The organism is Bacillus sp. LR_5 (assembly GCF_042709275.1).
The window spans coordinates 20,971-32,516 of record NZ_JAVAXX010000045.1 but is presented as its reverse complement, the minus strand read 5'-3'; the positions used below and the strand labels follow the sequence as shown (position 1 = coordinate 32,516).

Below are 11,546 nucleotides of genomic sequence, written 5' to 3'. Positions count from 1 at the left end.
TTTAAACGATCAACCTGATTTAATACTTCTTGGCTTTCAACGCCGTATTGCTTCGCCATCGCTCTTAGCTCTTCGGGTGTGACACGAATTAATCCTGCCATATTCCTCATTACCTCCTGTGCCATCAGCCTAAATATGGGCTAATTCACTTATTTTTAGAACGTCATTATTATAAAAACAGTTTTTCGGTACAGTCAAACAAATATGTTTTAATTTTACAAAATGAGTCCAATGGTTTATCCCGAATCGCTTAAAAATGACATATATTGTTAAACAAGTAGGTTTATTTTCTTAATCTTCTCTTCATTCTCCGAATAATCCAAAAGACCCAAATGATTCACCAACTCCCAAAAAAAACCTTTCAGAAAATTTGATGCTACAGCACCATTTCTGAAAGGTTCAGTTTTTTCTTTCCTTAATCAGTCTTGCCCCCCAATGACTTTCTTAGAAGAATAATAGGATAAGTTTCGTATCATTTAAGGCATACAACTGTACTGTAAAAAGGCGAATACACCGCCAATCATATATTAAGACGTTGCTCTCAATATGCCATGTACTTGTTTTTTTGGCTTCCGCTCTTTGTTGTTGATTTTCCCAAACAACAACAATCATAATAAAAGGAAGGGGATGAGATGTCAAAGAGAAATCAAGCATGAAAAGTAGGGAGATTTATGACCATGCCGAATGATCCGTTTAAATACAGTTTTGACAGACTTGAAGATGTAGCTGATCATATCAGCGACGTTCTGCGGTGCCCGATCACCATAGAGGATGTTAACCACAAGCTGCTTGCCTACAGCACACACAGTGACTGCACAGATCCTGCCCGAACGTCTACAATCATTGGCAGAAGAGTACCCGAGAAGGTCATTAACAAGTTGTGGAAAGATGGGACGATTCCAGCTCTTTTAAAAACGGACCAGCCGATCAGAGTAAAGCAAATAGATGAAGTCGGACTAAGCAATCGCGTTGCAATTTCCATTTGGAAAAACAACCAAGTGCTTGGCTTCATATGGGCGCTTGAGATCCAAAAAACATTGTCTGACGATGATCTGATGACATTGCAAATGGCGGCAAAAGCAGTGAGAAACAAGCTTCTCAAACTCCAAATCAGAAAAACGAAAAATGAAGAACGCAGCCAAGAATTTTTCTGGAAAATGCTGACCGGACACATTCATCAGGAGCATGACATGGCGGATGGCTTCCACAAGCTTGGAATGGCCGCCCCTTCTGAGTTTTCCGTTATGATCATCCGGATAAACGGCGAGCTGACTGAAAAAATCGAACAGCAGCTGCAATATTTGCAGGAAACGACCCAGCAGGTTCACGTACTGCTGACAACCGTAGATTCCAATGAACTCATTATTTTAACCGCCCCTAAAACAGATCACCCTTTTCAAGATTTAAAGCAGTTTGCTTTAAGTACGCAAAAACAGCTGAAAGAACGTTATAAAATAGAAGACGTTTCTATCGCTTTTGGCGGAATATACCATTCTATTTCTTTTGTCTCCCGCTCCTATCAGGAGGCATTGTCTGTCTTAAAAGCAAAGGAACGTTTCGCAGAAGAGACAAAACATCTTTTCAGTTTTTCTGAGTTAGGCATTTATCAATACTTGGATATCTTAGATGAAAAACGGAAACAGACTGGATATTTTAACTATTCGCTTTCCAAACTGGAACAGTATGATCGAGATCACCAGTCAAATATGGTAGAAACGCTAGAGCGTTTTATTGAAGCAGACAGCAACGTGAATACAGCCTCCAAGATATTAAATATACACGTTAATACGTTGAATTACCGTCTCAAGCGTATCAGCCAGATTGCTGAAATCGATTTAAAAAATGTGAATCAAAAATTCACCATCTATTTAGATATCAAGCTTCGGCACATGGATTTGTGAAATTTCACAAATCCATGTTTTTTTATTTTCTTTTTCAAACAAAGAATTTTCTTAAGAATCAAGCTACACTAAAAACATCACAGATACAGGAGGAGACAGATATGATCATAGGGGTTCCTAAAGAGATAAAAAACAATGAAAACCGTGTCGCACTAACACCTGGAGGCGTTTCTCAGCTCATTTCAAACGGCCACCGGGTGCTGGTTGAAACAGGCGCGGGCCTTGGAAGCGGATTTGAAAATGAAGCCTATGAGTCAGCAGGAGCGGAAATCATCGCTGACCCGAAACAGGTGTGGGACGCCGAAATGGTCATGAAGGTAAAGGAACCGCTGCCGGAAGAATATGTCTACTTCCGCGAAGGGCTTGTGCTGTTTACGTACCTTCATTTAGCAGCTGAGCCTAAGCTTACACAAGCCTTGAAAGATAAAGGAGTTACGGCGATCGCATATGAAACGGTTAGTCAGGGCCGGACATTGCCGCTTCTGACGCCGATGTCAGAGGTTGCAGGCAGAATGGCAGCGCAAATCGGAGCTCAATTTTTAGAGAAACCTAAAGGCGGAAAAGGCATTCTGCTTGCCGGAGTGCCAGGCGTTTCTCGCGGAAAAGTAACGATTATCGGAGGAGGCGTAGTCGGCACAAACGCAGCGAAAATGGCTGTCGGCCTCGGGGCGGACGTGACCATCATCGACTTAAACGCAGACCGCCTGCGCCAGCTTGATGACATCTTCGGCCATCAGATTAAAACGTTAATTTCTAATCCGGTCAATATTGCAGATGCTGTGGCGGAAGCGGATCTTCTCATTTGCGCGGTCTTAATTCCGGGGGCTAAAGCTCCGACTCTTGTCACTGAGGAAATGGTAAAACAAATGAAACCGGGTTCAGTGATTGTCGATGTTGCGATCGACCAAGGCGGCATCGTCGAAACTGTCGACCATATTACTACACATGATCAGCCGACATATGAAAAACACGGCGTTGTCCACTACGCTGTGGCGAACATGCCGGGCGCTGTCCCTCGTACATCAACAATCGCCCTGACTAACGTTACTGTTCCATACGCGCTGCAAATCGCTAACAAAGGGGCAGCAAAAGCGCTCGCAGACAATGCGGCACTGAAAGCTGGTTTAAACACAGCAAACGGACACGTGACCTATGAAGCTGTGGCAAAGGATTTAGGATATGAGTATGTTCCTGCCGAGAAAGCTTTAGAGGATGAGTCATCTGTGGCAGGTGCTTAATGACATTGAGCTTGCAGAAAGATTTCTGCAGGCTTTTTTTATTTTTTAAAAGGAAAAAAGAGACCATTTCACGAACTAAAACGATGAAACTTGATCATAAAGGAGGATTCATATGGCTGTTCAGCAATATGGCGTGTTAAAAGGCATTGTCTTAGATATGAAGCGGGAAACTGATGATGACAGTCCTCATTTCCAAGTCAAAGTGCTCGGTGAAGAGAATACGTATTACAGGTGCGCCATCAATGTGATGTCCAGTTCCGAGGAATCTGAAGTATTGTATTTGGCTGACGATCAGTTTGATTCAAGCTCAATTACCATCCTTCCGAACATGCCGTATGGATATACAAAGATCAATGAAGCAAACCGTGAAGTGGCGCTGGATTATGTGCGGGGCAATTTGTTTGACCCGGGAGAAATGAAGCCTTTGCCGCATGAGATCACGGGGCCTGATAATGATTTAAATGACTTTATTGAAACGTATATGAAGAAAGCGCAAGAAGAGAAAGCACCAATTTATATTTTCGGTTCAAAATTTGGGCCGGAACAGGCTGCAGATAAAATATTCGGTTTTACCCCGACCAACGGCATGCACAATATCCATATGAATCAAGGGAATGCAATGGATAGCCGCTGGAAAAAAGACAACGGCTCTTGGCATGACGGAGGCATTCTGATTCAATTCGCCGATCAGTGGGCCGCTGTGTTTTTAGCGTTTTTATCCCAATCTTGGTGTACGGATGAAAACGGAAACCCAGTCAGAGATTGTGATCATACCCAAACGTCTGCGTAAGATAGAAAAAGAGACTGCGGCAAGCAGTCTCTTCAAAAGATGGTTGACAAAATCCTAAAGCGTTTTTAAAGCTTTAGGATTTTGTCATCTTTTCAGCGTGATTGAAAACCCTTGAAGTCTAGGAAAGGTGAGCATTGGAGCGGAGCGAATATTCTAATTCGTGAGCACCAACGCGCAGACTTGACAACGAATGCGAGGGTTTATCGACACGCTGAAGAGACTGCGGCAAGCAGTCTCTTTTTCATGCGATTACACATTTTCAACAGGCTTTAGGCTGTTGGGCCTCATATCGCTCCAATGCGATTGAATATAGTCCAGACAAGCTTCACGCCCTTTTTGCTCATGAACGACTGTCCAGCCGCTCGGCACATCTATAAAACCGGGCCACAGGGAATATTGGCCCTCTTCATTGATCAGCACCAAATATGTGCCATCCGCATTTTCAAAAGGATTTGCCATCTCTTTCTTCCCCCTTATTTATTCATCTCTTCCAGTTTGACAGCGAGAACCTTGCCGATTTGAGCGAGCGGTTCCGGCTGACAAAGATCTTTATGGCGGCAGTCGATGTCGATTTGTTCAATTTGTCCGTTAATATAAGGCTTCCACGAATCCGGTTCAATCCGATCAAACCATTCAGGTATGATTGTTGATCTGAAAAACAAGACATTTCCACGGAAGGTTTTCGGCTTATATGAGCCTAAAATGCCGACAGAATTGACATACGTATTCTTCAGATTTAAAATGACCGATTCATCCAGGCTTGCAAGCGCGCTTCCGTCCCGGCGAAGAATCTCAATTGCCGTTTCAAAATCAAGCGGTTTGTCCCCTAAGCTGTCTGGGTCGTACCCGCCTAACGCCAGAAGGGCAATAAGCGCTTCCTCATCATCCGGCGCCTTTTTTATAGGAAGGAAGTGGTTCGGATAGGCGTCCAGCATCACCAATAGGGATACTTCTTCCCCTTGATTTTGCAGCTGGGTGGCCATCGCTTGAACGACATTCCCACCAAGGGACCAGCCCAGCAGATGGTACGGTCCTTTCGGCTGGATTGTTCTGATTTGTTCAATGTAGTCGGCAGCCATGTGGTCAAGTGTTTTCGGAAGCTCTTCCCGCTGCCCGATTCCCCGTGCCTGCAAGCCGTAGATCGGATACTCTGTTCCTATGTTCGTCATCAAACCGGCATAGCACCAGCTGAGTCCGCCTGCCGGATGCACACAGAATAAAGGAAGTTTGTCTCCGCTTGTTCGGAGCGGCAGCAGAACGTCGAGTGCGCTTTGGCTTGAGCCCATCTCAAGTCTTTCTGCAAGCCCGGCTACAGTCGGCGCTTCGAATAGGTTTCCGATGCTGAGTTCTACGCCGAGTGCTTCGCGAATGCGGCTCATCAGCTGTACAGCAAGCAAGGAATGTCCGCCTAAATCAAAGAAACGGTCATCAATGCCGACACGCGGCAAGTGAAGCACCTCCATAAACAGGTCACAGAGGATTTCTTCCTGCGGCGTTCTCGGTCCGCGTCCTGTCACGGCCGCTGCGAAATCCGGTGCGGGCAGCGCTTTACGGTCAAGCTTTCCATTCGGTGTCAGCGGCAATTCTTTCATCGTTACAAAGGCAGAAGGCACCATGTAATCTGGCAGTCTCTCAGCAGCATATTTGCGCAGTTCCGCCGTATCAATTGTGTCTTCCGAAGAAGGTATGACATAAGCTGTCAAACGTTTATCTCCCGGCTGATCCTCACGCACGATTACTGCCGCATCTTCAAGCTGCGAATGCTGAACTAGCGCCGCTTCAATTTCTCCTAGTTCAATTCGGAAGCCCCGAATTTTCACTTGGTGATCGGCACGGCCGACATAATCAAGAGAACCGTCAGCGCGGAGGCGGGCCACATCCCCAGTGCGATACATTCGGGTACCCGGAGGACCGAACGGATCAGCTATGAAGCGTTCTGCTGTTAATCCAGCCCGGCCTAAATAGCCTCGTGCCAACCCCGCTCCTGATACATACAGCTCTCCAGCAACACCCGGCGGAACCGGCTGCAAGCGCTCATCCAGCACATAAACACCAAGATCGGGAATGCCGCAGCCGATCAAGCTGTTTGCCCGTAAAGCTGCAATGCTTCGGTCTAATTCGATATAGCTCACATGCACAGTCGTTTCTGTAATACCATACATATTGATAAGCTGCGGTCTATTTTCAGGGTGGCGGTTATACCAATCCTCTAAACGGCTGAGTTCAAGTGCTTCTCCGCCAAAAATGACATAGCGCAGGCTGAGCGCTTGTCCAAGATCCGGCTGTTCCCGTTCCGCCTGCATAAACTGATAGAAAGCAGACGGTGTCTGATTCAGAACGGTTACACCCTCTTTGACAAGCAGGCGCAGAAATGCTTCTGGCGCTCTGCTGACGTGATGAGGCACGATGACAAGACGCCCGCCATGCAGCAGAGGACCCCAAATCTCCCACACTGAAAAGTCAAATGCGTAGGAGTGGAACATGGTCCAGATATCGTCTGAGCTGAAATGGAACCAGTGCTCGGTCGCTGCAAATAAACGCGTTACGTTTTGGTGAGGAATCATCACACCTTTTGGAACACCTGTTGAGCCGGATGTATAAATGACATACGCCGTATTCAAAGGCGTAAGCGGCTGGATCCGATCCGTATTATCCGGATTATCAGCTGGATATGTGTTTAGTTTCTTTTCCAGTTCGAGATCATCCAGTACGATTTTCGGCACGTTGTCCGCTGGCGGAATGTGTTCTGCAGCTTTAGTGTTCGTCATGATAAACGCGGGCTGTGCATCTTTTAGCATAAAAGCAATTCGATCAGCCGGATAATCCGGATCAAGAGGCAGATAAGCTGCTCCGGCTTTCAGCACCGCCAGTAGCCCGACAGCCATTTCTAATGATCGGGGCAGTGCCAATGCCACAAATTGCTCCGGCCCGACACCTTCATTAATCAGCATGCGGGCAAGCCGATTTGCTCTTTCATTCAGCTCTGTGTAGCTCAGTGCCTGATCTTCATAAACAACGGCAATGGCATCAGGACGTAATGCAGCCTGTTTCTCAAACTGCTCCGGTAAACATGCGTGCGGAATCTTTTCAGATATACCTTGCCAATCTGTCACCATGCTGCTGCGCTCCTCCGGTGCAAGGATGTCCAGATTTACGATTTGCTGGTCAGGATCAGATTCGGCAGCCTCCAGCAGGCGCATCAGACGGTCAGCAAAAGCCTGAGCAGTTTCCTGCTTGAAAAGATCAGTGCTGTACTCGAGCAGTCCTTCCAATCCGTTTGGAGTCCCGTCAGCAAGACGATTTTCACTGATTTCCAGCGTCAAATCAAACTTGGCAGAACCGACACTGTGGATCTGCAGGCTGCTTTCCATGTCAGGAAGATTCAGTTCAGCGTCCGGTGTGTTTTGGAACGCAAACATGATTTGGAATAAAGGATGCGTCGCACGCGAACGAGCCGGATTGAGCACCTCTACGAGTCTCTCAAAAGGCAGATCCTGATTTTCATAGGCTGCCAGATTCACTTCCCGCACTCTGTCAAGAAGCTCACGGAAGCTTGGGTCACCGGACGTATCGGTTCTGAGCACCAATGTATTGATAAACAGCCCCACTAGATCGCCTAGCGCATCATCATTCCGACCCGCTATCGGGCTGCCGATCGGAATATCAGTGCCCGCCCCGAGTCTTGTCAATAAAGCTGCGAGACCAGATTGAAGCACCATAAACAGGCTCACTCTATTTGCGCGGGCCAGATCCTGCAATCGCTTGTGCAGCTCAGGCTCAATGCGGAAATGAATCGTATCCCCATCATGACTCGGTTCAGCCGGACGTGAATAATCGGTTGGCAGTTCAAGCTGATCAGGCAGATTCTTCAAGGTTTCTTTCCAGAAAGCAAGCTGTCCGGCAATCAAACTATTTGGATCATCCCCGCTTCCAAGCAGTTCTTGCTGCCAAAGCGCATAGTCTGCATATTGCACAGTAAGGGGCGCCCATTCAGGAGCTTTTCCGTGACAGCGAGCCGCATAAGCCGCTCCAAGATCGCGGGTCAGCGGTGTTAAGGACCAGCCGTCCCCGACAATATGATGCACGAGGAGAAGCAGCACGTACTCGTCAGGACCGATGACAAAAAGCTCAGCACGAAAAGCAGGTTCAGCTGCAAGATCAAAACTGTAGCGAACAGCTTCAGCAAACCGCTCAGAAAGCTCCTTCTCAGCAATTTCTGTAACATGTAAAACAGGCCTTGCTTGATCAGCGTCTAAAATATGCTGATAAGATGTCCCCTGTGATTCAGGAAAAATCGTCCGAAGGCTTTCATGGCGGCAGACGAGATCATAAAGTGCCGCTTGCAGCACTCCTTGGTCCAGCTCACCCGACAGACGGACAGCAACCGGAATATTATAAGTAGGACTAGGCCCTTCAAGACAATGGAGGAACCATAGCCGGCGCTGGGCAAAAGAAAGCGGAATTCTTTCAGGCCGCTCAGCTCTCTGCAATGCGGGGCGTATACTCTGCGCCTGATGAAGATGGGCAGCGAGTCCGGCTACTGTCGGTTCGTCAAATAGATTCGCGATACCGAGTTCGGCTCCCATTACCTCGCGAATGCGGCTCATCAGACGGGCTGCAAGAAGCGAATGACCGCCAAGCTCGAAGAAACTGTCATCAATGCCGACGCGTGCCAAACCAAGAACCTCGGCAAACAAGTCACACAATATCTCTTCCTGAGGAGTCCGCGGTCCCCGATCGCTGACAGATGTGCTTAAATCAGGCGCCGGCAGTGCTTTCCGATCGAGCTTGCCATTAGGTGTTAATGGCAGTTCGTCCATCTCCACAAATGCCGCCGGCACCATATAATCAGGCAGACTGGCACCCACATAACGGCGAAGCGCGGCAGTATCAATAGCTGAAGCAGCGACTACATATGCCACCAATCGTTTGTCTCCCGGCTGATCTTCCCGAACGACAACCGCGGCCTGTTCGATGTCCGGATGCTTGGCAAGCACGGCATCAATTTCTCCAAGTTCAATTCGGAACCCGCGAATTTTGATTTGATGATCCGCCCGTCCGATATAATCCAAAGACCCATCAGCGCGCCAGCGGGCCTGATCTCCGGTCCGATACATCCGAGCCCCCGGCGGTCCGTATGGATCTGCCACAAAACGCTCAGCCGTTAAATCAGGGCGGCGGAAATAACCTCTAGCCAAGCCTGTCCCTGCAATATAAAGCTCTCCGACAACTCCCGGCGGCACCGGCTGCAAACCGTTATCAAGCACATACACCTGCGTATTCCAAATCGGTTTGCCAATTGGCGGAACGCCCTTCAGCCCTTCTTCAAGAAAAGCTGCTGCAGACCAAATCGTTGTTTCAGTAGGTCCATATAAATTCGTGACTGGACAATGAAGCTCTTGAAGCGCCTGCAAAAGGCCGCTCGGCAGCGCCTCGCCTCCGACAAGCACTCTGAGCCCCCGAAGTGTCTCAGGTTTATTCGTCACCAGAGCATGCCATAGTGTCGGTGTCGCCTGCATGATATTGATATCGAAATATTCAATCATTTGAGCTAATGCCTGGGGCTCACGGATCGTTTCTTTTTTTGCGATCACGATTTGCGCCCCGTTGATAAGCGGAAGATATAACTCCAATGCTGAAATATCAAAAGCGACAGTCGTCACAGCCAACAGCCTGTCTTCTTCTCCTAGAGAAAATGCCTCCTGCATGGACAGCAGAAAATTGCTCAAGCTTTTCAGCGTAACAACGACACCCTTCGGCCTTCCTGTTGATCCTGAGGTATAGATGATATACGCAGGATGATCAAGAGAAACCGATAGATTCGGATTGTCAGGCGAATAGCGTTTTACAACCTCCTGTGTAACAGTCTGATCAAGCACAAGCTGCGGAATAGACAGGTCATCAGGCAGACGGGTTGCTATTTCCTCAGTCGTTATGATGCATGATGGTTTCGCGTCCTCGAGCATGTAAGAAATTCGGTCAGCCGGAAACTCCGGATCAAGCGGAAGATACGCCGCACCCGTCTTTAGTACAGCAAACATCGAAGCCACCATCTCTGGAGAACGCGGCAGCGCCAAAGCGACAAATTGCTCCGGACCAAGCCCTTTTTCGATCAACAGATGCGCGAGGCGGTTTGCCTTTTCATTCAGCTCTTGATAGTTTACTTGAACGTCATCACATATGAGAGCGATACGTTCCGGCGTAAGGATTGCCTGCTTCTCAAACATGTCCTGAAGGCTGAGCAGCTTCTCAGATTTTGCCGTCTCATTCCATTCACGAATGACTTGTTTTTTCTCGTCTGGCAATAGAAGCTCCATTTGCCCAATCAGCATGTCCTCCCCGGCAGAAGCCGTTTGCAGCAGCTGTAAGATCCGCTGCTGATGAAGTTTAATATCTGACTTGCTGTATACCTCAGGATTCGCATCTACATCAATCCGCAGCCCGCTGCCGTCCGTTCTGTCATATACATTGATTGATAGATCATCGACAGGACCGGCTGAAAGGTTATGCGTTGTTCCTCGGGCCCCGGCAAAGTCAAGACCGTAATCAAACGGCATGAGGTTGATTTGCGGACCAAATAATCTATGGTTTTCTCCTATTAATTTCAGATCACGCCGAAGCTCTTCATGGCGATACTTATGATGTCTCCGAATACTGCGGATTTCCCGGGAAATTTGCTGAATAAGTTCAGAAAAGCTCATTGAAGAGCTTACAGACAGCCGGAGCGGGAGAAGGTTCATCACCATAGCCGGCACATTCAGTGATGCGGACCCTATCCGTCCCATCATAGGCAGACCGAGCACAACATCCTCAGAGCCGGTCATCCGGTGCACATAAACAGCTGACACTGCAATCACGACTTCATGCCAGCTTCCTGAGAAATAGCGCGCCGATTCTTTTAATGCGTTCACATCAGATAGAGGCAAATACGCCGTTTGACGATGAAAACTGTTAGATGTTCTTGGCGCACGATCAGCTAAACTCACAACTTCTGGTCCATCAGCAAAACGATCCAGCCAGAATTGGCGATCCTTCTCATACTGCTCTGATGCGCGATAATCTGTATCCTCCTCCAAAATCGCTTGGAGCGACCCAAAGGAACGATCTGTAGCTGATTGTCCTTTCATAAGCGCGGCATACGTACTTGCCACACGCTGGGCAATCAGGGAAAAGCCGAAGCCGTCAATCGCAATATGGTGAATGCGCTGATACCAAAAGAAACGATCAGGCCCGGCTATAAACAGAGCTTCATTGAACAAAGGGTCATATTCTAAATCGACCGGCTTTGACAAATCTGCTTTCATCCAGTTTAATGCTGTTTTTTCCGGATCAGGCTCAGAGCTGACGTCAATGACGTGCAGCTGTACATCCGGAGACGGGTTTATCATCTGCCAAGGCCCGTCCATATTTTCACCGAAGCGGACATGCAGCGATTCCGCTTCCTTTATCACGTGCCGCAAAGCTTCTTCAAAAAGAGCAATATTGATTGATCCATTGATTTCTATATATTCCGCTGTATTGTAGATTGGATTGTCCGGATCTAGCTGCTGAGCAAACCATATGCCGGTTTGCGCTCCGGTCAAAGAATATTGAAGGTCTTTTGTATCAGGCATCCGT

The 11,546-nt window shown here is 47.8% G+C and carries 5 protein-coding genes and 1 pseudogene; 3 read left to right on the top strand and 3 right to left on the bottom strand.

Features of this window, described 5'->3' with window-relative positions; translation table 11 throughout:
* Nucleotides 1-101, bottom strand: a pseudogene (locus RAC86_RS12235) (WXG100 family type VII secretion target); the annotation flags it as partial.
* 570 nt (nucleotides 102-671) lie between these two features.
* On the opposite strand from RAC86_RS12235, the gene adeR reads away from it, so the two are divergent.
* From adeR to RAC86_RS12220, 3 genes are all read left to right on the top strand, one after another.
* On the top strand, nucleotides 672-1,901 hold the full coding sequence (gene adeR, locus RAC86_RS12230) for a sporulation transcriptional activator AdeR (RefSeq protein WP_053407036.1): 1,230 nt from the start codon (nucleotides 672-674) through the stop codon (nucleotides 1,899-1,901).
* 101 nt (nucleotides 1,902-2,002) lie between these two features.
* Nucleotides 2,003-3,139, top strand: coding sequence for an alanine dehydrogenase (ald, locus tag RAC86_RS12225; RefSeq protein ID WP_072565208.1), 1,137 nt, complete (start codon nucleotides 2,003-2,005; stop codon nucleotides 3,137-3,139).
* Between the two features lie 112 nt (nucleotides 3,140-3,251).
* Nucleotides 3,252-3,929, top strand: coding sequence for a YukJ family protein (locus tag RAC86_RS12220; protein WP_014115005.1), 678 nt, complete (start codon nucleotides 3,252-3,254; stop codon nucleotides 3,927-3,929).
* 249 nt (nucleotides 3,930-4,178) lie between these two features.
* Here RAC86_RS12220 and RAC86_RS12215 read toward each other — a convergent pair whose 3' ends face one another.
* Nucleotides 4,179-4,388 carry an MbtH family protein gene (locus tag RAC86_RS12215; RefSeq protein ID WP_014115006.1) on the bottom strand — a complete coding sequence of 70 codons (210 nt, stop codon included), beginning with the start codon at nucleotides 4,386-4,388 and terminating at the stop codon, nucleotides 4,179-4,181.
* A gap of 14 nt (nucleotides 4,389-4,402) precedes the next feature.
* A complete protein-coding gene (locus RAC86_RS12210) occupies nucleotides 4,403-11,542 on the bottom strand; it encodes an amino acid adenylation domain-containing protein (RefSeq protein WP_072565209.1) in 7,140 nt (2,379 codons plus the stop codon).
* Nucleotides 11,543-11,546 lie beyond the last annotated feature (4 nt).

What these genes read in the sequence shown, in the direction of transcription:
- adeR (WP_053407036.1), top strand. Translation starts at nt 672, where the DNA reads ATGACCATGCCGAATGATCCGTTTAAATACAGTTTTGACAGACTTGAA.
- ald (WP_072565208.1), top strand. Translation starts at nt 2,003, where the DNA reads ATGATCATAGGGGTTCCTAAAGAGATAAAAAACAATGAAAACCGTGTC.
- RAC86_RS12220 (WP_014115005.1), top strand. Translation starts at nt 3,252, where the DNA reads ATGGCTGTTCAGCAATATGGCGTGTTAAAAGGCATTGTCTTAGATATG.
- RAC86_RS12215 (WP_014115006.1), bottom strand. Translation starts at nt 4,388, where the DNA reads ATGGCAAATCCTTTTGAAAATGCGGATGGCACATATTTGGTGCTGATC.
- RAC86_RS12210 (WP_072565209.1), bottom strand. Translation starts at nt 11,542, where the DNA reads ATGCCTGATACAAAAGACCTTCAATATTCTTTGACCGGAGCGCAAACC.